Source organism: Pseudomonas sp. Bout1, assembly GCF_034314165.1.
GTDB lineage: Bacteria > Pseudomonadota > Gammaproteobacteria > Pseudomonadales > Pseudomonadaceae > Aquipseudomonas.
Genome location: NZ_JAVIWK010000001.1, coordinates 4548808 through 4574294, shown reverse-complemented (window position 1 = coordinate 4574294; position 25487 = coordinate 4548808). Strand labels below are relative to the sequence as shown.

General features: G+C 60.5%; 26 protein-coding genes. 18 read left to right on the top strand and 8 right to left on the bottom strand.

The genetic code is table 11. The annotated features are described in order from the left end of the window. Positions 1 to 19: 19 nt before the first annotated feature. From RGV33_RS21375 to RGV33_RS21340, 8 genes are all read left to right on the top strand, one after another. Positions 20 to 787, top strand: a complete 768-nt coding sequence (locus RGV33_RS21375; RefSeq protein WP_322146004.1) for an alpha/beta fold hydrolase — start codon at positions 20 to 22, stop codon at positions 785 to 787. Between the two features lie 24 nt (positions 788 to 811). After that, positions 812 to 1084, top strand: a complete 273-nt coding sequence (locus RGV33_RS21370; RefSeq protein ID WP_003211275.1) for a hypothetical protein — start codon at positions 812 to 814, stop codon at positions 1082 to 1084. A gap of 55 nt (positions 1085 to 1139) precedes the next feature. Then, positions 1140 to 1991, top strand: coding sequence for a DUF692 domain-containing protein (locus RGV33_RS21365; RefSeq protein WP_322148716.1), 852 nt, complete (start codon positions 1140 to 1142; stop codon positions 1989 to 1991). Further along, positions 1988 to 2764 carry a DNA-binding domain-containing protein gene (locus tag RGV33_RS21360; RefSeq protein ID WP_322146003.1) on the top strand — a complete coding sequence of 259 codons (777 nt, stop codon included), beginning with the start codon at positions 1988 to 1990 and terminating at the stop codon, positions 2762 to 2764. Before RGV33_RS21365 ends, RGV33_RS21360 begins: the two co-directional genes overlap by 4 nt. A gap of 4 nt (positions 2765 to 2768) precedes the next feature. Next, on the top strand, positions 2769 to 3305 hold the full coding sequence (locus RGV33_RS21355; RefSeq protein ID WP_322146002.1) for an alpha/beta fold hydrolase: 537 nt from the start codon (positions 2769 to 2771) through the stop codon (positions 3303 to 3305). A 92-nt stretch (positions 3306 to 3397) separates the two neighbouring features. Next, positions 3398 to 4762 (top strand): MFS transporter, encoded by a 1365-nt coding sequence (locus RGV33_RS21350; protein WP_322146001.1) that lies wholly within the window; start codon positions 3398 to 3400, stop codon positions 4760 to 4762. Between the two features lie 75 nt (positions 4763 to 4837). Beyond that, positions 4838 to 5968, top strand: a complete 1131-nt coding sequence (locus tag RGV33_RS21345; protein WP_322146000.1) for an MFS transporter — start codon at positions 4838 to 4840, stop codon at positions 5966 to 5968. A gap of 4 nt (positions 5969 to 5972) precedes the next feature. Next, positions 5973 to 6449, top strand: coding sequence for an MEKHLA domain-containing protein (locus RGV33_RS21340; RefSeq protein WP_322145999.1), 477 nt, complete (start codon positions 5973 to 5975; stop codon positions 6447 to 6449). 94 nt (positions 6450 to 6543) lie between these two features. On the opposite strand, the gene RGV33_RS21335 is transcribed toward RGV33_RS21340, so the two are convergent. Next, complete coding sequence (locus RGV33_RS21335) at positions 6544 to 7065, bottom strand: DUF3087 family protein (protein WP_322145998.1); 522 nt, start codon at positions 7063 to 7065, stop codon at positions 6544 to 6546. Between the two features lie 152 nt (positions 7066 to 7217). On the opposite strand from RGV33_RS21335, the gene RGV33_RS21330 reads away from it, so the two are divergent. Together RGV33_RS21330 and RGV33_RS21325 are read left to right on the top strand one after the other, a co-directional pair. Next, entirely contained in the window at positions 7218 to 7391 is a 174-nt protein-coding gene (locus tag RGV33_RS21330; protein WP_322145997.1) for a hypothetical protein, read from the top strand. 24 nt (positions 7392 to 7415) lie between these two features. Next, entirely contained in the window at positions 7416 to 7610 is a 195-nt protein-coding gene (locus RGV33_RS21325) for a DUF6021 family protein (RefSeq protein WP_322145996.1), read from the top strand. A 73-nt stretch (positions 7611 to 7683) separates the two neighbouring features. Here RGV33_RS21325 and RGV33_RS21320 read toward each other — a convergent pair whose 3' ends face one another. The 4 genes from RGV33_RS21320 to RGV33_RS21305 form a co-directional block, all read right to left on the bottom strand. Continuing rightward, positions 7684 to 8337 (bottom strand): RraA family protein, encoded by a 654-nt coding sequence (locus tag RGV33_RS21320; RefSeq protein ID WP_322145995.1) that lies wholly within the window; start codon positions 8335 to 8337, stop codon positions 7684 to 7686. Between the two features lie 34 nt (positions 8338 to 8371). Beyond that, positions 8372 to 9421: an NAD(P)-dependent oxidoreductase gene (locus tag RGV33_RS21315; RefSeq protein ID WP_322145994.1), complete on the bottom strand. Its 1050-nt coding sequence runs from the start codon at positions 9419 to 9421 to the stop codon at positions 8372 to 8374. Positions 9422 to 9491: 70 nt separating this feature from the next. Continuing rightward, positions 9492 to 12179, bottom strand: coding sequence for a phosphoenolpyruvate carboxylase (locus RGV33_RS21310; RefSeq protein ID WP_322145993.1), 2688 nt, complete (start codon positions 12177 to 12179; stop codon positions 9492 to 9494). Positions 12180 to 12670: 491 nt separating this feature from the next. Continuing rightward, on the bottom strand, positions 12671 to 12916 hold the full coding sequence (locus RGV33_RS21305; protein WP_322145992.1) for a DUF6555 family protein: 246 nt from the start codon (positions 12914 to 12916) through the stop codon (positions 12671 to 12673). Between the two features lie 157 nt (positions 12917 to 13073). Between RGV33_RS21305 and RGV33_RS21300 the strand changes: the two genes are divergently transcribed. The 4 genes from RGV33_RS21300 to RGV33_RS21285 all read left to right on the top strand — a co-directional run bounded on the left by RGV33_RS21300 (position 13074) and on the right by RGV33_RS21285 (position 17376). After that, positions 13074 to 13904: an arylamine N-acetyltransferase gene (locus RGV33_RS21300; RefSeq protein ID WP_322145991.1), complete on the top strand. Its 831-nt coding sequence runs from the start codon at positions 13074 to 13076 to the stop codon at positions 13902 to 13904. A 429-nt stretch (positions 13905 to 14333) separates the two neighbouring features. Next, positions 14334 to 14702, top strand: a complete 369-nt coding sequence (locus tag RGV33_RS21295; protein ID WP_322145990.1) for a cytochrome c5 family protein — start codon at positions 14334 to 14336, stop codon at positions 14700 to 14702. Positions 14703 to 14779: 77 nt separating this feature from the next. Next, positions 14780 to 16108 carry a D-arabinono-1,4-lactone oxidase gene (locus tag RGV33_RS21290; RefSeq protein ID WP_322148715.1) on the top strand — a complete coding sequence of 443 codons (1329 nt, stop codon included), beginning with the start codon at positions 14780 to 14782 and terminating at the stop codon, positions 16106 to 16108. After that, positions 16108 to 17376: a DSD1 family PLP-dependent enzyme gene (locus RGV33_RS21285; protein ID WP_322145989.1), complete on the top strand. Its 1269-nt coding sequence runs from the start codon at positions 16108 to 16110 to the stop codon at positions 17374 to 17376. Before RGV33_RS21290 ends, RGV33_RS21285 begins: the two co-directional genes overlap by 1 nt. A gap of 116 nt (positions 17377 to 17492) precedes the next feature. Here RGV33_RS21285 and RGV33_RS21280 read toward each other — a convergent pair whose 3' ends face one another. Further along, positions 17493 to 18434, bottom strand: a complete 942-nt coding sequence (locus RGV33_RS21280) for a SphA family protein (RefSeq protein ID WP_322145988.1) — start codon at positions 18432 to 18434, stop codon at positions 17493 to 17495. A 203-nt stretch (positions 18435 to 18637) separates the two neighbouring features. Here RGV33_RS21280 and RGV33_RS21275 point away from each other — a divergent pair, with 203 nt between their 5' ends. Next, the gene (locus RGV33_RS21275) at positions 18638 to 19675 is read left to right on the top strand and encodes an AraC family transcriptional regulator (RefSeq protein WP_322145987.1); all 1038 of its coding nucleotides are present in this window, start codon (positions 18638 to 18640) and stop codon (positions 19673 to 19675) included. A gap of 41 nt (positions 19676 to 19716) precedes the next feature. On the opposite strand, the gene RGV33_RS21270 is transcribed toward RGV33_RS21275, so the two are convergent. Further along, positions 19717 to 20256, bottom strand: coding sequence for an RNA polymerase sigma factor (locus tag RGV33_RS21270; RefSeq protein WP_322145986.1), 540 nt, complete (start codon positions 20254 to 20256; stop codon positions 19717 to 19719). A 438-nt stretch (positions 20257 to 20694) separates the two neighbouring features. On the opposite strand from RGV33_RS21270, the gene RGV33_RS21265 reads away from it, so the two are divergent. The 3 genes from RGV33_RS21265 to RGV33_RS21255 all read left to right on the top strand — a co-directional run bounded on the left by RGV33_RS21265 (position 20695) and on the right by RGV33_RS21255 (position 23228). After that, entirely contained in the window at positions 20695 to 21612 is a 918-nt protein-coding gene (locus RGV33_RS21265) for an anti-sigma factor (RefSeq protein WP_322145985.1), read from the top strand. A 51-nt stretch (positions 21613 to 21663) separates the two neighbouring features. Continuing rightward, a complete protein-coding gene (locus RGV33_RS21260; RefSeq protein ID WP_322145984.1) occupies positions 21664 to 22695 on the top strand; it encodes a catalase family peroxidase in 1032 nt (343 codons plus the stop codon). Positions 22696 to 22790: 95 nt separating this feature from the next. Beyond that, positions 22791 to 23228: a carboxymuconolactone decarboxylase family protein gene (locus tag RGV33_RS21255; protein ID WP_322145983.1), complete on the top strand. Its 438-nt coding sequence runs from the start codon at positions 22791 to 22793 to the stop codon at positions 23226 to 23228. 59 nt (positions 23229 to 23287) lie between these two features. Here the strand turns inward: RGV33_RS21255 and RGV33_RS21250 are convergent, their stop codons facing one another. Further along, positions 23288 to 25432: a TonB-dependent siderophore receptor gene (locus RGV33_RS21250; protein WP_322145982.1), complete on the bottom strand. Its 2145-nt coding sequence runs from the start codon at positions 25430 to 25432 to the stop codon at positions 23288 to 23290. Positions 25433 to 25487 lie beyond the last annotated feature (55 nt).

The following is a 25487-nucleotide window of genomic DNA, read 5'->3' as shown; positions in this document are numbered from 1 at the left end:
AAGGCCTGTGGAGACTCGCATGCGTATTCTTTCTTCCCTGGCGATTGCCATGGCGCTCGGCGCACCGGTATTGGCGTCGGCTGCCGATGCTGTGAAGGCACAGCCAGGCACTGGTAAAAGCGTGGTGATCGTGCCCGGTTCCTTCGTCGACGGCTCCGGCTGGCGAGTGGTGCACGACATCCTGATTCACAAGGGCTACAAGGTCACCGTGGTGCATCAGGGCCATGAAAGCCTCGCCGCCGACGTGGCCGAGGCCCGTGAAGTGCTGGAACAGCAGGTCGGCCCAGTGGTGCTGGTGGGTCACAGCTCCGGCGGCGGGGTGATCTCGATTGCCGGCGACCGCGACAAGGTCAAGTCGATGGTCTATGTGTCCGCCCTGCAACCGGAGGTGGGCGAGAACATGAGCCAACTGCTGTCCTCGATGCCGGCGCCGAGCAACGACGTGATGCCGACCCGCGACGGCCATCTGTTCTTTGATCGCACCAAGTTCAACGCGGATTTTGCCGCCGACCTGACCACCAACCGCACCGACTTCATGGCTGCCTCCCAAGTGCCAGCCACCACCGCGCTGTTCGGCGGCACCGTGTGGGCCGCGGCCTGGCACAAGAAGCCGACCTACGCGGTGGTGTCCACCGAAGACCGTGCCCTGAGCCCCGATTTGCAGCGCTGGATGTACAAGCGCGCCGGCTCCAAGGTCACCGAAATCAAGGCCAGCCACTCGGTGTACATCTCCCAGCCTGAGGCTGTGGCGAAGGTCATCGAAGACGCTGCATCCGTCATCAAATAAACCCCACCCCGAGGAGCAATACCCATGAGTACTTCCATCAAATCCCGCCTGAGCCTTGCCACCGCTGCCGCCCTGATCGCCATGGCGTCTGCCTCCTTCGCCGCTGCTGCCAGCGCCGCCGACCAGCCGGAACAACCAGGCCGCTGCTACGGCGTGAACAACTGCAAGGGCGAAAGCCTGTGCGCCACCGCCAAAAACGATTGCAAGGGCCTCAACAGCTGCAAGGGCCAAGGCGTGGTCGTCAAGACCCCGTCCGAATGCCTGAAGCTGGGCGGCACCACTACTGAACCTAAGTAAGACCCCGGCGGGCCCGCTTGGGCCCGTCGCCTATTTATGCAACGGAGACCTCATGATGCCGACACCCAACCCGTGTTTCCCGGGCTACGGCCTGGGGCTGCGCAAGGAGCACTACAGCGAGTTCCTAGAGACCTCGGTGGCGGTGGATTTCGTTGAAGTGATCTCTGAGAACTTCATGGTCGCCGGCGGCCAACCCCGGCATATCCTGCGCCAGATTCGCGAGCGATATCCGGTGGCGCTGCATGGTGTGTCGATGTCGATCGGCACGGCTGAAGGGCTGGACCGTGATTATCTGAAGCGCCTCAAGTCGCTGGTGGATGAGGTCGAACCGCTGTTTGTGTCCGACCACCTGAGCTGGTCCCGCAGTGGCGGGTTCAACGCCCATGACTTGCTGCCAGTGCCTTACACCGCTGAGGCGCTGGACCGGGTCTGCGCCAACATCGACCTGGCTCAAGAGGTGTTGGGCCGCACGATGCTGTTTGAAAACCCGTCCAGCTACCTGGCCTTTGATGGCGCGTCCATGACCGAGTGGGAATTTATCGCTGCCATGTCCCGGCGCACCGGCTGCGAGCTGCTGCTGGACGTCAATAATGTGTTTGTCAGCGCCAGCAACCATGGCTTTGATGCCCTGGCGTTTCTCGATGGGATTCCGGCCGAGCGGGTCCGGCAGATCCACCTGGCCGGTCACAGCCAGGGCCGCGAACTGCTGATCGACAGCCATGACAGCCCGGTGTGTGACGGCGTCTGGGATGTGTATGCCAAGGCCGTTGCGTTGCTCGGCCCGGTCGCCACGATGATCGAGCGCGACGACGAGATTCCGCCGTTGGCCGAGCTGCTTGAAGAACTGTCGATCGCCCGGATGCTTGGTGCTAGCGAGGCCTACAAGCGTGCGCAGGTGCGTCTATGACCCTGGCGCAATGGCAGCAGGCCTTTCACACCTGGCTGGTGAGTGCATCGGATGAGTCGGCCCAACTGCTTGGCAACAAAACAGCCGGCCTGGCGGTTTACCAGAACAACTACCGCGCGCAGTTGGTGGGTTGCCTGGAGCAGGCGTTTCCCAACCTGCGGCGTTGGGTGGGTGATGAGGCGTTTCTGGCTGCTGCCATCGGCCATATCGACCGGTATCCGCCGCATGCCTGGACGCTGGACGTCTATCCCGAAGGCTTTCATCTGACCTTGCACGAGCTGTTTCCCAACAACCCGGATGTGCAAGAGCTGGCCTGGATTGAGTCGTCGCTCAACGAGGCGTTTGTTGCCGCCGATGCCAGCCCGTTGGCGATGGACGTATTAGCGGCGGTGGATTGGGACACGGCACACCTGCAACTCACGCCGTCGCTGCGCTGTCATGGGCTGACCACGAATGCCGAGGCGATCTGGTCGGCGTTGTGGCAGCAAACCACGGCGCCCGAGGCGGTGATGCTGGCCGAGGCCGGTGGGCTGTTGGTTTGGCGCCGGCAGTTTACCTCGCGTTTGCGGCAAGTCGACGCTCTGGAATTGCACGCGTTGGTGCACCTGCAAAGCGACGGCAGTTTTGCCGGGCTGTGCGAGTTTCTGGTGGAGCGCCTGGGGGAAGCGCAAGGCGTGGCGAAAGCCGGTGAGTTGCTGGCTGGCTGGTTCGGCAGCGAGTTGATTGTGGGGGTCGTTGACGACCTTCCTGTGACGCATTTTTCGGAGCTATAACACCATGTCTTTTTTCAACCGTCGTCGCTTTCTGATGTGCACCGCTATTGCTTCAGCCGCGCTGTCCCTGCCTGTAATGGCGGCGCCCGCGAGCTGGCGTATCCGCCAGGTCAGCACCGACTTGCTGGATATCGGCTACTACGAGGCCGGCCCGGAAGCGGGCAGGCCGATCATTTTGCTGCATGGCGCGGACGGCGACCTTGAGCGTTTTTCCGAGGTTTTGCCACACCTGGCGTCCCAAGGTTTTCGGGTGATCACCCCGTACTTGCGTGGCCATGGCACCACCACGCAATTGGACAAGGCTGCACCCGCTAGCACCCAGGAAGTGGTGCTCGGCCAGGACGTGCTGGACCTGATGAACGCCTTGCACATCCCCGAGGCGGTGCTCGGTGGGTTCGACCTCGGCGGTCGCGCTGTCACGGCAGCAGCGACCTTGCGCCCAAGCCGTTGCGTGGCCCTGGTCACCGTCAACAGTGCACCGCAGCCTGCCCTGGCGGAGGTGCTGGCGCAGATGGCCCGGATGGGCCAATGGCGCACCTGAACATGAATATTTGGACAGTCGCCCATTTGTTCGCTGAAAAAAACGGCCGCTGCCCGTAATCTAAACACCTTTGCCACGTGTGCGGATTGTCCATGTCTTCAGTAGCTGATGGGTTGCCCAGTGATAAACGTCTTGCGGCGGTTATCGCCATTTCCTTGGGGATTGGCATGGCGACCCTCGACACGGCCATCGTCAACACCGCGTTGCCGACCCTCGCCGAAGGCATCGGCACCGATTCCGCCTCGGTCATCTGGGTGGTCAATGCCTACCAGTTGGCAACCATCGCTGCGGTGCTGCCCTTTGCCTCCCTGAGTGATGTGGTGGGCCATCGCCGGGTGTTCCTCGGCGGCTTGCTGGTGTTTGTGGTGGCCTCGCTGTTTTGCGGGCTGGCCTGGTCGCTGCCGACGCTGACCGCCGCCCGAGTGGTGCAAGGCCTGGGCGCGGCGGCGATCATGAGCGTCAACATTGCGCTGTTGCGGCATATCTATCCGGCAAAAATACTCGGCCGGGGGCTGGGCTATAACTCGCTGGTGGTGGGGCTGGCCTTTACGCTGGGGCCTACTGCGGCGTCGGCGATTCTGTCGGTGGCCACCTGGCACTGGTTGTACCTGATCAACTTGCCCTTGGGCGTTTTGGCCTTGTGGCTGGGGGCGCGTGCGATTCCGGTGATCCCGATTACCGGGCATGCCTTTGACCGGCTGGCAGCGATTCTCTGCGCCGGGTTGTTCGCCCTGTTGGTGCTGGGCCTGGGTTCGGCGGTGCACGGTGCGCAGGCGGTGTTGACGCTGGGCCTGATCGCCGTGGCGCTGCTGTGCGGGGTGTTGCTGATCCGTCGCCAGGCCGGGCACCCGGCGCCGATGCTGGCGGTGGATCTGTTCAAGCGCCCGCTGTTTACCTTGTCGGCACTCACCGCAATTTGCGCATTCAGCGCCCAGGGCCTGGCGTTTGTGTCGCTGCCATTCCTGTTGCAAACGGTGCTGGGTCACAGCCAGGTGGCCACCGGGTTCCTGATGACGCCATGGCCGGCGGTGGTCGCGGTAATGGCGCTGATCGCCGGGCGACTGGCAGACCGCATCTCCCTGGCGTTGCTGTGCGGCATCGGCCTGTTGATGTTGAGCGCGGGCATGGCCTCGCTGGCGACGTTGGGTAACGACGCTTCGACGTTTGATATCGGTTGGCGCATGGCGTTGTGTGGCGCCGGGTTCGGTTTCTTTCAGTCGCCCAACCTCAAGGCGATCATGACCAGTGCGCCCATCGCTCGCAGTGGCGGTGCCAGCGGCATCGTCGCCACGTCACGGTTGATGGGGCAGACGTTGGGCGCTTCGCTGGTGGCGCTGTGTTTCCACTTGTCCCTGAGCAGTGGCCCGCAGTACGCGTTGTGGCTCGGTTGCGGTTTTGCCCTGGTGGGCGCGGTGGCCAGCGGTTTGCGCCTGATGCAGGACGGCGCCAAGGTTTAATTATTTGGGCCTTGTAAAGCATTGAGGTAGACGGCTACCGTGGTCGCCTAAATAATTCTGAATGTTTCAGTCTTTATGTCTGACCTGGCCCAACGCAGTGCTGATTCAAACTCCCGCCGTGCCGCGCTGACCCTTGGCCTGTGCCTGCCCAGTGACGTGTTGCTGTACCTGGTATTGCCGATGGAGTCCCAGGCATTCGGTATCACCCTGGCCCAGGCCGGGGTGCTGCTGGCGGCCAACCGCCTGGTGCGGATCTTCGGCTACAAGCATGTCCTGAATTTCTACGCCCGCAATGGTGACCGGCTGACGTGCTCCATCGCCGCCGGCGCGGCGGCGGTGTGTGCCTTGGGCAACTCGATGCTGTCCGGGTTTGCGGCCTTGCTTGGGCTGCGGTTGGTCTGGGGCCTGTGTTTTGCGGCGTTGAACCTTTCCACTCAAGTACTGGCTACCTCCGAACCCCTGGGTGCGGCGCGGCGGGCGGGGCGCTCGCGGGCGTTGATTGCCCTGGGGCCGATGGTTGCCTTGCCGCTGGGTGGCTGGCTGACGTTACAGGTGGGGCCACGGCCAATCTTCTGGATTCTGGCGGTATGTTGCTTGCTGGGCCTGTGGATGGCGCGTGGCTTGCCGACGGCCGGGCATGATTTGCATGGCACGCCCGGGCGGCGTTTCAAGTTGCCAGACAGTGTGGCAACGTGGTCGTTTATCGAAGGTGTGGCACTGGATGGGCTGTTTATCTTCGGCCTGTCGATTCAGGCGCAGAAGATGCTGGGTGGCAATGCCGTGCTGATTGCCGGTGGCCTGATGGCCTTGCGGTATGTTTCGGAATTGCTCCTGAGCCCGTTGGGTGGGCGCGCGGCCCAGCATTTTGGCGCCACGTCCATGTTGTTGCTGTTTTCGTTTCTCAGCGCGCTGGCGCTGGGGGCATTTGGTAGCCACTGGGTGATTGCCGGTGCGGCGGCGGTGTTGGTGTTGCGGGCGTTGCAGTTGCCGTTGGTGACGACTTTGGTGGCGGAGCGCAATCCGGGCGCGATGCGGGTTTCGGCGCTGGCTTCGAATGCCGTGTGGCGTGACGTGGGCGCGGGACTTGGGCCTTTGCTGGCAGGCTTGCTGTTGCCGGTGGCATCGGCGCCCTGGGTGTTTGGGGTGGCGGGGGCGGCGATTGCGGTCAGTGCGGTGTTTTGCTGGCGCGCGAAGATTTCAATTTGATGAGATGAGGCTGACAGTGTCCCCTGACGAGAACTTCGTACGTTTGCTGGATGAGGCTTATAGGCATTGGACGGGGCAGGGGTTGCCGGCGCCTGAAGGGTTGGGCCTGGAGCAGCGGCTTACCTGGCTGCATGAGCAGGCGCCCTACAGTTTGCTCGCGCATGATGGTGGCGCTGATCCGCGTTTTACCTATGTGAATGAGTGTGCGTTGGGTTGTTTCAAGTATCCGCGTGAGGCGTTTATCGGGATGCCTTCGCGGTTCAGCGCCTCGGAACTGGATCGCCCGGCACGGCAGGTGCTGATGGAGCAGGTTGGCGCCAGGGGAATTGCCGACGGCTACAGCGGATGGCGCGTGGATGCGCAGGAACAGGCGTTCATGATTCATGCCGGGGTGGTGTGGAACCTGTTGGAGGGGGCAGGGCAGGCAGCGTTGTTCTGGCTGGATGAGGGGGGGCGGGGTACCTATCCGTTGCTGCGGTAACGGTTGACGGAACAGGGTGCGCTCTTACAACAGGGCACTTTTGGCAAGCGCCCGGAATGCTGGCCCAGCCAAAAGTAACCGGATATACCCGCAATCAGCGCACCTTCAGCGCCTCGACCCAACCCGGATCAAGCCGCGTTTGGTCAGGTTCAATCCCCAGCCCGCGCATCCTCTCCAGATGCTCATCAACCTCCCGCACCAACTGCGCCTGAGCGCTGGAATTGGCGTCCAGCTCGTGCATCTGCATCAAGCCAAGGTGGTAAAACCGCAGCAACTTGATCGCCACCGGATCATTCGCCTTCACGCCTTCAGTCACCTTGTGCATCACATTCGTCACGCTCATCAAACTGCGCTTGAGCTGCCAGCCATACACCGCCGGCGCCAGCCACGCCTGGCTCCAGAACGGCCCCCGCACCAGGGCCAAGGTGATCAACACCCCGGCAAACACACCGCCGACATTAAAGCGAAAATTATCGCCCCCGGGTTCACCGAACAGCATCACCGCCAAACTGGACAGCACCATCGCCAGCACCACGAACAGCGCCGCGACAATCAGCGTGCTGCGGCGGGTCTGTTGGCGAAAAACAATCGGGTCGCACGGTTTAAGCTCAAACATCCGGGTGCAGTCTCCATGGGCTGAGTAGGGGTATAGCGCCGGGCGGCATCTTCTCATGGTTCGCCCGTCGGAGTGACGGTAATCCGGTTGAACGATGCCCCACCGCGATTTCTCTAAATCTCGTAGGCAACCGACCCCAAGCGAGGTGAATCATGACCCGGTACCAGCAACAGCCGCCCGGCACACCCAATCCCGACCGCACCCCGGGCGAGGAGGAACGCGACAACGACGCCCTGCGCCCTAACGATCCTGCCGAACGGCAAGACGACGAAGAGCGGGTCGAGGAAAACCTGGAAAACCTGCACGACAAGGCCCGCCCGCTGTAAACCCGGCGCGTCAAGGAGGTAGTTATGAGCAACAGTAAAAGTGGCCCACATTCATCGGAGCATTCCAGCGGCAAGGACGAATTGGGTTTCGACCCCGATTCCCCAGACGTCGCAGACCCGCAGGTTGACCCGATAGGCCCAGCGATTGCACCGCTGGACAAGCCCGACGCAACCGGCAAGAAGCCGGCCTACGATCCGTTGGGAGATTTGAAGCAGTGAAGTAGCGGTGCACGCCTTCGTCATGGCGTCCGTGACCTCATGACGAAGGGGCCGTCGCAGCCGCTGAAGGGTATTAGCTGCGGGGCGTTTGCAATGCGTGGTAACCGTAGTCGGCCCGCGCCTGGCGCAAGGGAACGCCTGCGTCGATCGCTGCGCGAATCTGTTCTTCTGCCTCATGCACCTCTTCGGCCACTGCCAGCACCTGAGCCAGTTGGCGGCCAGGAATTACCACTAATCCATCACCGTCGCCTCGCAGCCAATCGTCTGGCTGTACCCGCACGCCGCCCAATGTCACCGGCTCCTGAATCGCCTCGACGCGCACCCGGTCCTTGCCGGTACGCATCCAATTGCCGCGGGAGAAGATCGGGTAGTTGAGTTCAAGCGCCCGGTCGACATCGCGGCAGATACCATCGATCACCGTCCCCGCCAAATGTTTGCGCGCAGCAGTTGAGGTCAGCAGGTCACCCCATACGGTGGTGTCGAGCCGTGCCTGGTTGTCGATCACCACCACTTGGCCTTCTTCAAGGTCGTCGATGTAGTCACCTACCGAGCCTCCGTCCAACCCGATCGGGCCGTAACGCAGGGTCCAGGCTTTGCCCGCCAGATTGAAAGAACGGTCCAGGGGCATGATGTCGGTGCACTGGCAAACAATTTTCAGGCGGTCCATGGCATCGCTCAGGTCGGTGCAACTCAAGGCTTTCAGGCGTTCATGAATGGACGTTTGCATGGTGAGGGCTTCCTTGTGTCCTGTGGGTTTACCGTTATGTCGCAGCAGTGCTGAATGCGTGGATCTTGTCGACGATCTGGCGTGAAGCCGTGCGGATCGCCGTTGCAGTGTTGCCGGCGATATGCGGGGTCAGTTGTGCGTTGGCGATGCCGGTGAGCGGTGAGTTGAAGCGGTCCTTCTCCTGGGCAAAGGTATCAATGGCGACTGCCTTGATGTGCCCGGGAAAGCGAGTCATGAAGGTTGCCAATTGGTCCTCATCAACGATGCCACCGCGGGCGGTGTTGATCAGGATCGAACCCTGGCGCATCTGGCTGAATGCCGTGCTGTCGAACAGGCCCCGGGTGATGGGTGTGAGCGGTGTATGGATGGAGACAACGTCGGCTTCACTCAACAACTGCTCAAGGGTTGGCTTTCGCTCAAGACCAAGGTCCTGTGCGACTTGCTCCGTAAAGCGTTCTGAACCCGTGGCGATAACCTTGATACCCAACGCCCGGGCCTTTTGCGCCACCGCCTGGGCAATACCTCCAGTGCCCACCAGTCCCAGCGTCAATTCACCAAATTGCAGCCCGGGCGCCAGGCTGCCCTTGGACCAATGGCCTTTATGGGTTTGCGCGTTGTAGTGGTGCAGGTCCCTGGACAAATACAACGCCTGCGCCACGACGTATTCCGCGACCGCGCTGGCATTGGAGCCGGGTGTATTGAGTATTGTCACGCCGAAACACTCAGCTGCTTGGCGGTCAATATGGTTAAGCCCTACACCGGCCTGGGCGATGGCACGCAGCGGTGTGGCCAAGGCAGGGGCGGTGGCGGCGCTGATCAATTCGCCATCGAGGGGGATGTTCAAGCGCGTCTTGAACACGCTGTAACCACCGGCCTGGTTCACCGCCGCGATGAAGGCGGGGTTGTCGTGGCAGTTGATCCGGGCGTACTGAATGCGCTCGCCATAGTGGCGGGTGATGGTGTCCTTGTCGGTGAAATAGTGAAGGTTCAGGGTGACTGCCAGGCCCAGTTCAAGGAATCGATCGACTTCCTCAAATAGCAGCGGTGGGTCAGGTGCATCCAATATCAGGGTGGCGAATGCCATGTGCATGGTCCTTTTGACGGAGTGCCGGCAGCCCCCGCTATCCGGGTTGGCGATGGATAGCGGGGGTGTTTTACCAGGTGAAGTGACGGGTACTGACGGGATCGACCAGGCCGGTGTCTGTACTGACCGCCGCCAGGAAACCACTGTAGAAGTCGTTCAACGACGTGGACTCGATGAAGTCCGGGTTGGTTTTGGCGTAGATGAGGAACAGCCGATAAATCCGCAGGTTTTTCTCCTTGCGCGATGCCTCCGCCTTGAGGCTGGGCCACAGGTTGAGCAGGGTCAGCTCTTTGATTTTCCACGGGTCCTGAGGTTCGTCGCCGGTGGTGGCCTTGTACACAAAACGCTTACCTTCGATGACCTCCAGGTGCAGGCTGGCCAGCAGCTGTTCGGCCGTACCGACGGTTTCGGTCTCCAGGGCTTGAGCCAGCGCGAGGATGTGGTCCTTGCCGGGAATACTGCCAGTCAAGGTCAGCCAGGCACATTTGAGGTCGGTTCGGGCGATGGCGTATGCCATGCCTTTGACGTAGTTGTGAAAGCTGTCATCGTCGTTGAATGCCTTCAGCAACTGTGCGGGTGGTTCTTCGGCAAACTGCCCGACCCCGATCAGTTCACTGTGTAACCCACTGGCCAACAGGGCTCGGGTCCAGGGTATCGCACGAATGGCATCCGGACGGGATTCGAAGACCTTGATGTTGAAAATGCGTGAAGGCGGCCGGGTACCCTTGGCGGTGGCCCTGACCACGTCGAATCGTGCCATGTCTCGCAGCAGGGATGGCAGCGCCGGATGCTCGAAGAACTTCGCCTGGTAGCGGCGCACCACTTCAGCCCAGCGCTGGATCCTGCCGGCGATCACCCCCTCGGACAGCTGCGGCTGCGACTCGGCGTGCATGCGGTACAACTGGTCGAGGAAGTTGACCGACTGGTTGCGGGTTAGCAGATGGCTGCGCATCTCCGCGCACCCTGCCAGCATGAATCGGGTTTGCGAACCGTCCAGAGCACCGAATTCCTGCATGGTCTCGGCGATCACTCCGTTACAGCGGGCGTGTTCGCCCCCCATGATCACATGTGCAATCACCTCGATACCGTACCTGGCAGCGATCACTTTGTGCTGGTTGGCGATGGCCATGTTGAGCTTGTGCATCGCCTTGCCACCTTGCTTGCCCGTGTCACTGGGGCCAAACGTGATGTACTGGCGGTTGCCGCGAGACGCCAGGTGCTGGCGGTACACCGGGTTCTCGTAGACTTCATGCACCGTGAGCAGCGTCTGCTCGGCGCCACTGAGGTCTTCGGGCTGCAGGGCAATGTCGATACCGTCCCGCACATTGGCGGCCTTCATCAAGAACAGCACTTCCAGGACACTGAGCGCCGACGTGTATTCGGCAATCCCGTGGATGTTCATCCGGTCCCGATAGCGGTCGATCATTTCGAAACGTTCGACGGCGTTGCGAGCGTCGTACATGCGGATGTAGTCGGGGTCCTGCTCAAGCAGCGCGATGTAGTCCTGGCCCACATAACGCTGGGCTTTCTCTTCATAAGCCGCGCCGGTGTGTTGCAAATATCCTTGCCAGAGGGCAGCCGGAGGCACGCCACCCTTGTGTTCCAGCGCAGCCACGAGCACGGCCTTGCGCGCGGGCTCATCCAGGTCGCGATAACGCTGGCCTGCGCCTTGCCCGATGTCCTGCATCCATTGGCTGGAGAGAATTTCATCAACCACGCTGGCGAACATTTGCGCGTTCTCGCGAAACTCGATCTCCAGGTAGTGAAAGCCGAAGGCGTGAATCCGTAGCAGCAGCCGGTCGATGGCGGCCGGTTGGGCGAAACGGATACCGCCCAGCGCATCGGCCAGTTCGCTGGGATGTTCAAAGCTTTTGGGGTGATCCTTGTCCAGCCGTGCGCGAATCTCTTCCAGGCGATGCCGCGCGCCGCCGTTCTGGATCAAGCCGTTGATGTCGGCGATATAGCGGCCGCGAATCGCGTGTTCCAGCGCAATCACCAGGGTTTCGGTGTGCTGGTTGGTATCGTACGGGCGGCCATCCTTGTCGCCGTACAGCCAGGTAAACAAGGTCAGCCACTTTTCCTGGGTCGCCAGGCCCAATGTCTGATAGACGTCGGGGAGTGCGTCATAAACGCTGTCGGCATAGAAAATCTGTGACTCGATGTCGATACCGTTGCTGCCCGACCACACGGCGTTGTACAGCTCCAACAAGATCAACTGGGTGGAAAAAGGCTTTTTCAGCCCGTTGTCTTCGACATGCTGGGCCAGTTTCTGCAAGGCCTGCACCACGGAATGCCTGAGTTGGTCGGTCTCTTTGCATAGCAGGCCCAGGCTGATGTTTACCTGGCCGTGACCGGTCAGTAGCACGGGCTCGGGTGTGAGAGGCAATCGGCTGTCGTTGGTCTGCGAAGTAATATGAGTGGCGACGCTGCGCACAGACAACTCGAACAACAGTTGCTTGATCAACAGTAACTTCCAGAACGCCTCGACGTCTTTGCTGGAGCGTGATTCGAAGAAGGCTTTCCCCAGCGCGGCGGCCAATTTCGAGTCGGCCTTGTCCAAGTAGGAAAGGGTGTCGATTTCGGCGTAGATCCTCAAACAGGCCCGGGTGTGTGGGGTTTGGGAAGCGTCTTCCGGGGTTGCCTTGAGCGCCTGCTCCAGGGCTCGCCACAATACGTCATGTAGCAGGGCAGGGCTGGTATGCCGGATGGACAAACTGGTCGACGTATCTTCAAGTATTGAGTTGATCACATGGTTCATGGGTTCAAGCCTCGATAATTAATTCAGATCCCTTGTTTGCATCCCCCGTTGGTGGCGGAAGCAAAATTATCAATTTCCCAGGCGTAAACCACTGCGTCGGAACGAACGGAATAATCCTGTTCTCCGACAGGAAGCCCCCTTTGCGATACCGAAATACGGTAATAAACGTGAAACAACTTGTTACATTCCGGCGCTAATACACCATGCCGCCAATTTGCGCGTAAAAGACCTTTTTGGAATAAATAGCGCGATAAAAAGATAGGAGGCTATTCAAATTAGCCCGCCAAAATGCTGACGTGTGCGCTGCTATTTTTCTAAGCTTTTGATTTTTTGGATGAACGAACGTGGCACGAAAGGCCACGAGGGGAAAGGGCGGGGGAAGCACTGTCGAACCTTAAATAATTCTTCATGAGGCTAAATCCAAGCGCTGCTGCCTGATGTGTAGCGGTTGGGTTCACGCAAGCCCCGCCCGAGGGCGGGGCCGTTTTCACTCAGCCCAAGTGCTTCGGAGCCGTCCAGGTTACCTCGGTAATGCCAAATTTCTCGGCCCAGGGCCGCGTGGTTTTTTTCACCCGTTCATGGCCCGGGCGACCAATGCGGCCCACGTGGGCAACATCGGCGTCAACCGCTGCCCAATGCCAGGCTTCGGCGTTGTTCATGACTTCGGCGCGCACCACAAAGGTTTTCGCTTCGCCGTGTAGCAAGTAGTGGATGGTGTAGATCATTGCGGTACTCATCATGGCTCCCTGTCTTGTACTGAATTGATATAAATCAGTTCAGAAAGGTTCAGAAAGTTTGCGCCTCCCAAGGCTTGCATTTGAGTCATATCCCAATTGGCAAACAACGACCTACAGGGTATTAGTGGTCTTTTCGCACCGACTCAAGGATCGCGTCATGCCTGAGCTGACCCACAGCCACTTGTATCTGCAACGTCTGGGCTACGACACGCCGCCACCGCCCACCCTGCAAACCCTGCAGGATTTGCAGTTGCGCCACGTCTGTACCTTCGCGTTTGAAAGCCTGTCGACCTTGCTGCACGCACCCGTACCGATCGATTTGCCGAGCATCGAGCACAAAGTCCTGTTCGACGGGCGTGGCGGTTATTGCTACGAGCTGAACCAGATGTTCCTGGCTTTGCTGCAGGAGTTGGGCTTCGACGCGCGGGGCATCACCGGGCGCGTGGTGATGGGCGGGCCGCCCGATGCACTCACGGCGCGCACCCATCGCCTGAGCCTGGTGACCCTGGACGGTGTGCGCTACATCAGCGATGTCGGCTTTGGTGGCATGGTGCCCAGCAGCCCGTTGCAACTGGACACCGATGCCACCCAGGCCACCGCCCATGAACCCTATCGACTGAGCCTGAACGAAGGCAACTACACCTTATGGGCGCAGGTCGCCGGTGAGTGGCGTGGCCTGTATGTGTTCGACCTGCAGGTGCAGTCGCGCATCGACTACGAAATCGGCAATTGGTACGTCTCCACCCACCCCAATTCGCCGTTCCTGGGGCAGTTGAAGGTCGCGTTGATCGGCCCGGGTTTTCGCCGCACGCTGAACAATGGCCAGTACGCGATTCACTACCTGGACCGGGCCAGCGAAAAGCGCGTAATCGATAACGTGGATGAGCTGCTGACCCTGCTGCAAGCCAGCTTTGGCATTCGCCTGCCCGAGCATCCACAGTTGCGGCCGGTTCTCGGTGGTTTGTTGGCTCCCATTCAAGAGGGTTGATATAGAGCCTTCGCTGAAGCGTTTCAGGTAAAAAGGCTGCAAATTAATTCGAACCGTTCGCCAAAATGCGGGTTCGAAGCGTTTCCTGAATAATTTGCCTCCTACCAAGGAGACGTAAAACGATGTCCAGACTATTCGGAAAAAATCCTCAGAAACTCCTCGGTCCTGGCCCTGGTTGCGGCACCGGGCACCATCGATGGCCGCCCCAAGCGCAAGCGTGACGAAGATGGGGTTCAAGGTGGGTATAGCTTTCTAAGACCCCCTCGATTCTAAACGTGGAGCGGGCCTGCTCGCGCCCACATTGAGCCACGTGGTTGCTCAATCAGCTGTCCGCCCAAGCCCCCCTTTCTGGCCCCCAATACCCTCAACGCCGCGCCCAGGCTGGCTTAGTGTGAGTCACGCTTTCACACAATAAGAGAGAGGGTGGCTATGCGGGCAATCAACCCCCGTCGCATGTGTCTGCTGCTGGCCGTGACCTGCCTGCTGACAGCCTGTAACGATAAACCAAAACATCCACCCGAACGCGCCACGGCGGCCAATGCCATGCCCGGTGACGCGGCCCTGGCCCAGGTCTACGACACCAGTTGCAAGCTGTGCCACGCCAACCCGGCTTCGGGCGCGCCGCTGACGGGTGACGGCCCGGCCTGGAGCCCGCGCATCGCCCAGGGCCCGGACACCCTGCTGGACCACACCATCAACGGCTACAGCGGTATGCCGCCGATGGGCCTGTGCGTGCAGTGCTCCGAAGAGCAATTCCTGGGGCTGATCAGCTTTATGTCGGGCCAACACATCCAATAAAAATAACGGGGTAGGCAATGGCGCTTTCACGGCGAGAATTGTTGCAACGCGGCGCGGTAACCGGCGCATTCATGGCATTGACCAGCAACCCGGTGCTGGCCCAGTTGGCCCGGGCGCCGCGGCTGATTCCGTGGCGCAACTGGTCGGGGGCGCAGAGCTGTTTGCCCCTGGCCCGGCTGGCGCCGAAAAATCTTGATGAACTGGTGCAGGTCATCGGCCAGGCACCGGGCAAGGTGCGCCCGGTAGGCTCGGGCCATTCCTTCAGTGCCCTGGTGCCCACCGATGGCACGCTGCTGTCCCTGAGTTATTTCAATGGCCTGCTGGCGCATGACCCGCAGGCCTTGCAGGCGACCTTCGCCGCCGGAACGCCGATGTCGCGCATGGGCCAGGCATTGAAAGACGTCGGCCAGGCGCTGCCGAACATGGCGGATATCGACTACCAGACCCTGGCCGGTGCGGTTTCCACCTCGACCCACGGCACCGGTGTGGGTTTCACCTCGTATTCCGGTTGCGTCACCGGCCTGCAACTGGTGACGGCCCAGGGTGAGGTTTTGGACTGCGACGCGAACCGCCATCCCGAAGTGTTCAGCGCCGCCCGGGTGTCCCTCGGGGCCCTCGGCGTGGCCACCCAGATCCGCCTGCAAAACCGCGCACCGTACCGCCTGCGGGAGCGCCAGTGGATCGCCAAGACCGAAGAGCTGCTGGAAGACGTGGCGAAAAACACCCGGGACAACCAGCATTGGGAAATGCTCGTGGTGACCCATTCCGACTACGCGCTGTCGATCGCCCTGAATGAAACCACCGACCCCCAAACGCCGCCCATCGACCCGGCCGAGGCGGGCGGCAATGAGTTTGTATCGATCATCGAAAAGCTCGACAAATACGGCAGCGATTTCCCCGACGCACGCCGCACCTCGCTCAACAGCCTGCGCTTTTTCGCCAGTTTCGATGACCGCGTCGCCGAGTCGTTCCAGGTATACGCCAATGTGCGCAACGTGCGCTTCAACGAGATGGAATACTCGGTGCCCGCCGAACACGGCCCGGCCTGCCTGCGGGAAATTCTCAAGTTGATCAACGACAAGGACCTGCGTACCTGGTTTCCCATCGAGTACCGCTACGTCAAGGCCGATGACATCCCGTTGAGCATGTTCGAGGGCCGCGACAGCTGTTCGATCTCCGTGCACCAGCACTACACCATGGACCACCACAACTTCTTCGCCGCCGTGGAACCGATCTTCTGGAAATACGCCGGCCGCCCGCACTGGGGCAAGTTGCACACCCTCAATGCGCGCACCTTGCAGCCGTTGTATTCGCGCTGGGAGGAATTTACCCGGATACGTCGCGAGCTGGACCCCAGCGGCAAATTCCTCAATGCGCACCTGTCGTCAATTTTGGGAGTGGCCTGATGAACCGCAGACATTTCATGCTCGGCACCGGCGTATTGTTGGTGGGCGGGGCGATTTTGCTCAGGCCGGGCGACCGGGGCAGTCCTTACAGCGAATATTTCCGCACACTCAACCAGGAACTCAAGGAACACGGGCCGATGCGCCCGGTGATGCTGATCGACCTGGACAAGCTGGACCACAACATCGACGTGGTGATGCAGGCGGTGCAGCGTGGCGGCAAACACCTGCGGTTGGTGGAGAAATCCCTGCCGTCGCCGGGGCTGCTGGCCTACATCGCCAAGCGCGCGGGCACCCAGCGGTTGATGTCGTTTCACCAGCCGTTTCTGAATCATGACGCCCAGGTGTTTCCCGACGCCGATATCCTGCTGGGCAAGCCGTTGCCGGTGCGTTCGGCCGAGTTGTTTTACCAAACCCACAAAGGCCCGTTCGACCCGTCCCGGCAGCTGCAATGGCTGCTGGACACGCCCGAGCGCCTGCAGCAATACCTGGCGCTGGCCCAAGGGTTGGGCACCAGGCTGCGGGTGAATATTGAACTGGATGTGGGCCTACATCGCGGCGGCATCAGTGACAACGCGGTGCTGGGGCAGATGCTGACGCTGATCAGCGCGCACCCGCCGCAGTTGGAATTTGCCGGGTTCATGGGTTACGACCCGTTTGTGGGCATGGGGGTGCCAGGGATTCTGGGTTCGCCGCAGGATTTGTTCGACAAGGTCATGCAGCGCTACAGCGGTTATGTGGATTACACCCGCCAGCACTTTGCGCCGCTGTGGCGCGACGGGCTGACGTTGAACACGGCGGGGAGCCCGAGTTACCGCATCCATGAGCAGGAAAAACTCAGCAGCGAGGTGTCGGTGGGCACCGCGTTGCTCAAGCCTACCCACTATGACTTGCCGTCTTTAAGTGAGCATGTGCCAGCGGCCTATATCGCCACGCCTGTGTTGAAAAGCACTGGGCCGGTGGATATCCCGGCGCTGGATGGCAAGTCACGTTTGTTCTCGTGGTGGGATGCGAATCAGCGCGGCACGTTCTTTATTTATGGCGGTAACTGGATGGCTGAATTTGAATCGCCCGCAGGCTTGCAGAGTAATGACCTGTACGGGCGCAGCTCCAATCAGGAGATGGTCAACGGTTCGCCCAAGGTGGGGTTGAGCATCGAAGACCAGGTGTTTTTGCGTCCGACCCAGAGTGAGTTTGTGCTGCTGCAGTTCGGGGATTTGCTGGCGGTGCGGGGCGGGAAAATCGTCGATACCTGGCCGGTCTACAGCTGAAGAAACCCGATCAACATGTGGGAGCTGGCTTGCCTGCGATGCAGGCAACTCGGTTTTTCAGTGATACCGAGGTGATGCTATCGCAGGCAAGCCAGCTCCCACATGTTCAACCGGGTTTACAAGGCAAACGGTATCGTCACCTTCGCCCACAGCATGTCGCCCTCCGGCCGGTTCTGCACATCAAACTCCTTGGCCCAGCGCACCTCGGCACTGGCGTACTTGAGGAAGGTGAAATACACCGCCGGCCCAATCGCAAACACCTGGCCCTTGACCCCGTCATCCACGTCTTCGCCGTAGATGTTCACCACGGTATGCCCGTACTGCTTATCGTCGGTGGTTTGCTTGAGGTAGTAACCGTTGACCCCAAGGCTGAGGTTGTCGGTCACTTTATAACTGGCCGAATAATCGAAGTGGAAAATCTGCCCCGAACGGTAATGAGTGTCGGGGTTTTCCTTGTTGAAACTGTAGGTGGTCTTGATCGACAGCTCGGTGCGCTCGTTGGGCATCCAGGTGGCCGACACCAGCGGCTTGTAGGTGTAGAAGTTGTTGCTGGTATTGGCCAGGCGCGTGGCGTCGTATTCGCCGGTGGGCAGGGTGATTTCCAGGGCGGTGCCCACGGTGAGGTTCTTGCCCAGGTCCCAGAGAATGATCGGCGCCACGGTGGTGTCGCCCATGCTTTCCCGGGTGTCGGACATGCCGAACAGCGACACCTGCTGCTTGAGATACGGCTGGGCGATGTAGGCCCCCAAGCGCCCGCCGAAGACCCGCAGCGGGCTGAGGTAATCCAGGCGCGGGATGATCGCGTCCGACTTGATCTTCACGTCCGATACCTTGCCGCCCAGTGAGCTGATGTCGAGCCTAGTGGCTTCGTAATGGTTGTAATAGAGGTTGAACGCGAACATGTGGTCGGGCAGGTTGTTGACGTCCAGCGGCAGGATGTAGAAGCCGTCGGTGCCGGGGCCGATATTGTCCACGCCGCCTTCGGTGGCCAGGGCCGGCAGGCTTATGAGGGTTAACAGGGCGAGTTGCACGGGATGAAACGCACGGGTCGGGTTCATGTCTGGGCTCATTATTATTGTTAGAAACACGCTGCCTATAGAAATAAGCCCTCGGCGCCCGGCAGGGCAGGGTATTGGCGGCCATATAGGGGGACTTTGGCGGACAGCTTTCATCCAGAGTGCGGCGCCTCTTGCAAGCGCCTATGATTGTCAGGATGTTTCCAAAACAAGAACTGAAGCACTCAGTCGGGAATCGAAGATCCATGCAAAGGAAAGCCGTTGATCCGCACTATGACCTGGCCCTGGTCTCGCCATTTCTGCTGCAAACCCTCGGACACGTGGTCGCGCAAAAGGGCGCGAGTGCCGAGCACCTGTGCCGTGGCCTGGGGTTTACCCTGGCCGACCTGGACGACCCGGCCCAGCGGATTTCCTATCGCCAGGCGGTTGCGATGATCCAGCGTGCACTCAAGGTGTTGCCCGACCAGGGGCTGGGCCTGTGGGTGGGCCATCAGAATGTACTCGGCACCCTGGGCCTGCTCGGGCATGTGATTTCACTGTGCAAGACCCTGCGCGATGCGTTTGCCATTGGCGAGCGCCATCAGCACACCTCCGGCGGCATCGCCACCTCGCGCACCCATGAAGGCGCCCAGGAAGTTTTCGTCGATATCGAATGCCTGCTGCCCTACGCCGAAGTACAGGTGTTTGCCGCCGAAGAATTCTTCGCCAGCCTGATGGTGTATGGCCGGGCCTTGGTGGGCGAGGGGTTCATGCCGTTGCGGGTGGAATTTATCCACGCCGCGCCACCCTATGTGGCCGAGTATCACCGGCTGTTTGGCGTGGATGTGCGCTTTGGCTGCCTGCATAACCGCATGGTCCTGGCCAGCCACTGGCTGGACGTGCGCCTGCCCAACCATCACGCCCTGGCGCTGCGCCAGGCGCTGGAGTTGCTGGAACTGGAAAGCGCCCAGTTGCATCAGAAAATGGATTTGATCCAGGCCGTGGAGCGGGCTATTTCCCGGGATTTACAGGGCAGCCAACTGGAAAAGGTTGCCAGTGACTTGAACATGAGCGGGCGCACCTTGCGTCGGCGCCTGACCGAGCACGGGCTGACGTTTGAAGGCTTGCTGGAACAGGTGCGGCGGGCGCGAACCATGGGCTTGTTGAGTAACCCGGGCTTGTCCATCGAGCGTATTACCGAGGAGGTCGGCTACAGCGATGTGCGCAGTTTTCGGCGGGCATTCAAGCGCTGGACCGGCCTGAGCCCCAGTGCATTTCGAGGGGAGGGAGGAGGGCTGGCGTGATCCCTGGGGTGGCCCCCTTCAGGACGCCATAGAGGTGCTGACTACGCGTCCGAGCGAGCGCGCAAAGGTTTGCTTTTCGGCGAATCAAAAAGCGCGCCGATCGCCTGACGGGCCCGCGACAACCGGCTCATGATTGTGCCGATCGGCAATTCGAGCATTTCGGCGGCTTCCTTGTAGCTGAAGCGTTCCACGCCCACCAGCAACATCACTTCGCGCTGGCCTTCGGGCAGCTTGTGCACGGCGTCGAGTATCTGCCGGTGCATCAGGTCGGACTCGGGGTTGGGCGCCTCGGGATCACTGACGGTTTCGAGAAACTCGTCGTTCCAGTCCATGCGCGAACGGCTGCGCACCTTGCGTGAGCGCAGTTCGTTGATCCAGGTGGAATGGACGATAGAAAACATCCAGCTCAACACTGACGTGTCTGGCTGCAATTGGTGGGACCGTTCCAGTGCACGCACACAGGCAAGCTGGACCAGATCCTCGGCATCGTGCTTGTCGCCCGAAATCCGCAACGCAAACGCCCAGAGGCGCGGCAGCAGTTCTGGCAGCAGTGCGGGTAAATCTGCACCGGTGATCGACATATTTCCTCTTATTATTTCTGGATGCCTAAAATGGAGCGGTCAGGCTACGAGGTCATGCCGTAGCGGATGCCAATGTCTGGGCGTCCATTGCGTTGCCGAGGATCCTGGGAAAGCGCGTGCAGAGTAGCGATATTTGGTGCGATTGCACAAAGCGGGCCAACTAATTATTGTGCCATTGTCACTGGAAAGATACAGACGCAATATGAAACATATAATATTTAAACGGCCGAGGGAATATTTTCGATTCACAGGTGTTGTCTTAGAGTATTTGCTCCTGTTTTAAAGTATTTTCGGTTTGTCTTTTAGTGTTTCTACCTGTTGCAGCATGCTCACTGATATCAATATGATGGCTCTCAGCTACCCGTTGACCAGCCGCATTGGCCCACAAGGCCGAGATCACGTAACGTAGTCATGATGAATAAATGGAGTAATGACCCAATGGTAGCGGACGATGCCCTGCTCATGGCCTATGTTGACGGCGAACTGTCGCCGCAACAGAACCAGGAGCTTGAGCGGCTTATGGACGCTTCGCCGGATTTGGCCCAGCGCGTCTCCCAGTTGATGGCTTCCTGCCTGCCGTATGAGGAAGCGTTTGCCCGGCAAAAGTTGCCGCCGGTACCCGAGAGCCTCAAGCTCAATATTGCAGCATTGGCGGCACAGCATTCGGCTGCCCAGCATGCGGCGCCGGTATCTGCACCCTCGACTGTTAGAAAAGACAGCGTTTTTGCCCGCTTGTTCGGCCAGTACCGACCTAAATTTGCATGGACAGCCCTGACCTTCGCCGCCGGCGCCGCCTGTTATGCGTTGGTGCTGCAAGTTGGCGTACTCAACGGCGTGGTCAAACCCGGGTTTGACGCCGCTGCGCCTGCCGTTGCCCAGACTTTACCCTGGGTGCAGCAAGCCGCTGCTTATCAGCATTTGTACACCCGTGAAACCGTGGATTACGGCGCGCAGCCTACCGATGTGGTGACCAAGACCCTGGCCGATATTCGCGAGGTCGATGGCCTGGCCCTGCGCGTGCCGGACCTGAGTTCCGCCGGGCTGACCTTCAAGCGCGTGCAGCGTTTGCGCTTTAACAATAAGGCGCTGATCCAGCTGGTCTACTTGCCCGAAAACGGTGCGCCGGTAGCCTTGTGCGTAATGAAAGAGCCCAAGCCGGACCAGTCCCTGGCCCAACAAAGCGTGGCACAAATGAACGTTGTTACCTGGCGCCAGTCTGAGCTGGGCTACGCGCTGATCGGCGAGCCCGAAGGCGTGGACCTCAAGGCCGTTGCCCGGCTTGTCGCGGACCGTACGGCCGGACAATTGTTCGCTGTTTCCCGCGCACCATTGTGGGTCGCTGATATCCAGAAATGACAGTACCGGGATCGGGCATTGGATCCCAATGCTGCGATTCCAGGTAGTTTGATGAAAAAGCCCCATCGTCTGATTTTCCCCCTTGCAGCTGTCACCCTTGCCCTCGGTACCTGGGGTTATCACGCGGGTTGGCTGGCCTGGGCACTTTCCCCGTCCCCTACTGCGGCACAAATCGTCGATGAGATGGAAGCGGCCTCCGGTGGGGCTCATCCAGGATTTCGGCGCAACCACGCCAAGGGCCTGTGCATCACGGGCAGGTTTGAAGGCAGTGGTAGTGCTGTAGAAATCTCCAGCGCCGTGGTGTTACAGCGCGGCAGCGTGCCGGTAATCGGCCGGTTGTCGGCGGCCGGTGGCGACCCGGCCCAGGCCGATGCCCACGGCATGATCCGCAGCATGGCCTTGAGCCTCACCGGCACCGATGGCCAAACCTGGTACACCGCGATGAATTCGGTGCCAGTGTTCCCGGTCAACACGCCCGAGGGTCTCTATGAACAACTGCGGGCCTCGATGCCGGAGTACGGCGCCAGCGGCCCCGACCCGCAGAAAATGCACGCGTTCAAAAAGGCGCATCCCGAGATTCAACCATTCGAAGCCTGGCTGGCAGACCATCCAGCATCATCCGGGTTCGACAACACCGCGTTCTATAGCGTGAATGCGTTTCGCATGACCGATGCCCAGGGCCAGGTGCGGTTTGTGCGCTGGAGCATGGTGCCGCAGACGCCTTACACATCAATGACTGCGCAAGAGGCCAGTGACCCGGATTTTCTCGCGTTTGGTTTTGCCAACCGAGTGGCGCGGTCGCCAGCGCGCTGGCACCTCATGATCACCCTGGCCGGGCCCGGGGATTCCACCACCGACGCCACCCTGCGTTGGCCCGAAGAACAGCGACGGCAGATCGACGCGGGCGTGTTGGTGATCGACCGGCAACAACCGCAGATCGACGGTGCCTGCCGTGACATCGACTTTAATCCCCTGGAACTGCCCGCCGGGATCGAACCGTCCGATGACCCGCTGCTGCTGGCACGCGAAGCCGCGTATGCCGAGTCCCACAAGCGCCGCGTCGAGGAACAGGCCGGGCACTGAGATTGGCTACCTGATCTTCCCCCGGATTGGCTATTTGCCCCACGCCAACTGCTCACTACTCTAGACACCAATCCCCACTGTTCTGGAGTACTACCATGCAAACCCGTACCGACTTCTACACCGCCTCCCCTGACGCCATGAAAGCCATGCTCGCCCTGGAGGCCGCCGTCGGCAAACTGTCCATCGAACTGCCCCTGCTGGAACTGGTGCGCCTGCGCGTATCGCAGATCAACGGCTGCGCCTTCTGCCTCGACATGCACACCGCCGACGCCCGCAAGGGTGGCGAGACCGAGCGCCGCCTGTACACCGTGTCGGCCTGGCGTGAAACGCCGTTCTTCACCCCGCGTGAGCGCGCTGCGCTGGCCTGGGCTGAAAGCCTGACACTGGTCAGCCAGACGCACGCGCCGGATGAAGATTTCACCGAACTGGCCGCGCATTTCAGCGCCCAGGAGCAAGTCGACCTGAGCGTGGCGATTGCCACCATCAACAGTTGGAACCGTTTGGCAGTGGGATTTCGCAAGATGCCTAAGTAACAACGCAGAGCCGGTGGGGCGGGAGGCTTGCTCCCGCTGCGCAGCAGTCTCCAGGCGCTCTAGAAGTTAACCGTTGCACTCAAGCGTGCGGTCAACGGTGCGCCCTGGAACAGGTAGTCATCGCCCAGGTATTCGCCGGTGTCGCGCCAGTAACGCTTGTCGAACAGGTTGTCGACGCTCAGGCGCAACACCGTTTCATAGCCATCGAGCCTGGTGGTGTAGCGGCTGCCGACATTGACGATCGCGTAGTCGCCCACCTCCACGTCCCCCGTGCGATTGGCGTACTTGCTGGCGCTGTATTGCACGCCGCCCAGCAACGCCAGGCCATCGACCCAGGGCAGGGCGTAGTCGGCATACACACTCGCGCGAAGCTTCGGCACGTTGATCGCCTGATGGCCTTCGTAGTCCGGAGTGCCGCTGCCCGTCACCCGTGCGCGAATCGCCGCGACGCTGGCAGCAATCTGCAAGCGCTGGGTGGCCCAGCCATTGGCAGACAGTTCCAGGCCGGTGTTTTTCTGGTCGCCTTGTTGTACGTAGGTGTAGTCGCCGCCGTCATCCGGCTTGGCGTATTGATAGGCTTGGCGCGTCTGGAAGATCGCGGCGGCAAAGCTGATGCGGTGCCAGTCGTATTTGACGCCGGCTTCGATCTGGCGGGAGACAGTGGGGGCGAGGGTGTCAAGGTTGTTAAGGGCATACCACGGGGCCGTGCCGCCCAAGGACAGGCCTTTGCTGTAGCTGGTGTACAGCGACAGGTTTTCGATCGGCTTGTAGATCAGCGCAGCCTGGGGCAGGAACACGTATTGCTGGGTATGGCGCGCTTCATCGCCGTTGGTATCGTAGGCGCGCTCGTCCAGGCGTACTTCACGGCCACCCAGCACGGCCTGCCATTGTTCGTTGAAGCTTAGGGTGTCAGTCAGGAACAGGCCGTATTGGCGGCTATCCAGGCGACGGTGGCTGGGATTGAGTTCGCCCTCGTAGCGTGGGAAATTTTCCGGTTCCTGGTTGATGTTGCCCGTGCCGACCCATTCATTGATTGGCTCACGGTTGTCCACGATTCGGCGGAACGCGCTGGTGCCAAAGGTCAGCTCATGCCCCAGCCCACCGGTGTTGAATAACCCGGTCATCGCGGCCTGGATTTCATCATCGCGGCGGGTGTCATCCGGGCTGCGGAAGTCGTAGATGCCGTAGTCGCCTTCCGGGCTGAAGTAATTACCGTTGCCGGCAGTGTCGCCACCCCACGCAAACGAACTGTAATCATCAATCACCACCTTGCTGCGCGCTGCGCTCACGCTGCCTTTCCACTGGTCACTGAAGCGGTATTCAAACTTGCCATTGAGGTTCAGCGAATCAATGCCCACCTGGTTCGCGCCGCTCTGGTGCCCCAGCAGTTTTTTTGGCGATGCGTTGTGCGGCACTTCGGTCCCGCCCAACAACTGGTAACCCGGCACCGAGCGCTGCTGCTTGTTCTGATACTCGGCATCCAACTGTAAAACCGCATCGGGGCTGATGTTCCAGTCGAACGCCAGGGACAGGAAATCCCGGTGGCCGTTGGCATGTTCGACATAGGAATTGAGGTCTTCATGGGCCACGTTGGCTCGCAGGCCGAACTGTTGCTCGCTGCCAAACCAACCGCCTACATCGGTAGCCAGGTAACCGCTGCCGCGATCATCGGTGGACACCGTCACCGAGCGCACATCCTCCGGGCGCTTGGTCACGTAATTGATCACGCCGCTGGGTTCGGAAATCCCGCTTTGCATACCCGACAAGCCCTTGAGCAACTCCACGCGTTGCTTGTTTTCCAGGGGTACGTTCTGCTCGCCGGTGATGGTGCGGCCGTTGATCTTGTAGCTGCTGGCGGCATTCAGCGAGAAGCCGCGTACCACGAAGTTTTCGTAGTAGCCGACAGGCGCGTAGCTGTCGCCCACCGAGGCGTCATTACGCAGCACCTCGCTGAGCAAGCGAGCCTGTTGGTCCTTGATCAGCGACTCGTTGAACACCGCGATCGAGGCCGGTGTATCAAGCAACGGCGCCTCATTGAACCCGCCCACTGAGGCGGTATCGCTGTTATAGCCGGACTCATCCTGGCCCTGGACCTTCACCTGCGGCAATTCAATGTCAGCCGCCTGGCTGCTACCAATACCTGCGCTGAGTAACAAGCCAAGGGCGAAATGTGAACGAACAGCGGGGCGAAGACGCAAAACCATGGGGGAAGGCCTGAGAGCGCAGAGCGGAGGGCGCATAAGCTAGGCATAACGGCGG

Excerpts from the sequence above, each read along its gene's own strand:
- RGV33_RS21310 (WP_322145993.1), bottom strand. The coding sequence starts at position 12,179 with ATGAACCATGTGATCAACTCAATACTTGAAGATACGTCGACCAGTTTG.
- RGV33_RS21365 (WP_322148716.1), top strand. The coding sequence starts at position 1,140 with ATGCCGACACCCAACCCGTGTTTCCCGGGCTACGGCCTGGGGCTGCGC.
- RGV33_RS21255 (WP_322145983.1), top strand. The coding sequence starts at position 22,791 with ATGCAAACCCGTACCGACTTCTACACCGCCTCCCCTGACGCCATGAAA.
- RGV33_RS21370 (WP_003211275.1), top strand. The coding sequence starts at position 812 with ATGAGTACTTCCATCAAATCCCGCCTGAGCCTTGCCACCGCTGCCGCC.
- RGV33_RS21330 (WP_322145997.1), top strand. The coding sequence starts at position 7,218 with ATGACCCGGTACCAGCAACAGCCGCCCGGCACACCCAATCCCGACCGC.
- RGV33_RS21360 (WP_322146003.1), top strand. The coding sequence starts at position 1,988 with ATGACCCTGGCGCAATGGCAGCAGGCCTTTCACACCTGGCTGGTGAGT.
- RGV33_RS21250 (WP_322145982.1), bottom strand. The coding sequence starts at position 25,432 with ATGGTTTTGCGTCTTCGCCCCGCTGTTCGTTCACATTTCGCCCTTGGC.
- RGV33_RS21260 (WP_322145984.1), top strand. The coding sequence starts at position 21,664 with ATGAAAAAGCCCCATCGTCTGATTTTCCCCCTTGCAGCTGTCACCCTT.
- RGV33_RS21320 (WP_322145995.1), bottom strand. The coding sequence starts at position 8,337 with ATGCAAACGTCCATTCATGAACGCCTGAAAGCCTTGAGTTGCACCGAC.
- RGV33_RS21270 (WP_322145986.1), bottom strand. The coding sequence starts at position 20,256 with ATGTCGATCACCGGTGCAGATTTACCCGCACTGCTGCCAGAACTGCTG.
- RGV33_RS21305 (WP_322145992.1), bottom strand. The coding sequence starts at position 12,916 with ATGAGTACCGCAATGATCTACACCATCCACTACTTGCTACACGGCGAA.
- RGV33_RS21280 (WP_322145988.1), bottom strand. The coding sequence starts at position 18,434 with ATGAACCCGACCCGTGCGTTTCATCCCGTGCAACTCGCCCTGTTAACC.
- RGV33_RS21335 (WP_322145998.1), bottom strand. The coding sequence starts at position 7,065 with ATGTTTGAGCTTAAACCGTGCGACCCGATTGTTTTTCGCCAACAGACC.
- RGV33_RS21285 (WP_322145989.1), top strand. The coding sequence starts at position 16,108 with ATGAACCGCAGACATTTCATGCTCGGCACCGGCGTATTGTTGGTGGGC.
- RGV33_RS21265 (WP_322145985.1), top strand. The coding sequence starts at position 20,695 with ATGGTAGCGGACGATGCCCTGCTCATGGCCTATGTTGACGGCGAACTG.
- RGV33_RS21300 (WP_322145991.1), top strand. The coding sequence starts at position 13,074 with ATGCCTGAGCTGACCCACAGCCACTTGTATCTGCAACGTCTGGGCTAC.
- RGV33_RS21375 (WP_322146004.1), top strand. The coding sequence starts at position 20 with ATGCGTATTCTTTCTTCCCTGGCGATTGCCATGGCGCTCGGCGCACCG.
- RGV33_RS21275 (WP_322145987.1), top strand. The coding sequence starts at position 18,638 with ATGCAAAGGAAAGCCGTTGATCCGCACTATGACCTGGCCCTGGTCTCG.
- RGV33_RS21355 (WP_322146002.1), top strand. The coding sequence starts at position 2,769 with ATGTCTTTTTTCAACCGTCGTCGCTTTCTGATGTGCACCGCTATTGCT.
- RGV33_RS21340 (WP_322145999.1), top strand. The coding sequence starts at position 5,973 with ATGAGGCTGACAGTGTCCCCTGACGAGAACTTCGTACGTTTGCTGGAT.
- RGV33_RS21295 (WP_322145990.1), top strand. The coding sequence starts at position 14,334 with ATGCGGGCAATCAACCCCCGTCGCATGTGTCTGCTGCTGGCCGTGACC.
- RGV33_RS21345 (WP_322146000.1), top strand. The coding sequence starts at position 4,838 with ATGTCTGACCTGGCCCAACGCAGTGCTGATTCAAACTCCCGCCGTGCC.
- RGV33_RS21325 (WP_322145996.1), top strand. The coding sequence starts at position 7,416 with ATGAGCAACAGTAAAAGTGGCCCACATTCATCGGAGCATTCCAGCGGC.
- RGV33_RS21315 (WP_322145994.1), bottom strand. The coding sequence starts at position 9,421 with ATGGCATTCGCCACCCTGATATTGGATGCACCTGACCCACCGCTGCTA.
- RGV33_RS21350 (WP_322146001.1), top strand. The coding sequence starts at position 3,398 with ATGTCTTCAGTAGCTGATGGGTTGCCCAGTGATAAACGTCTTGCGGCG.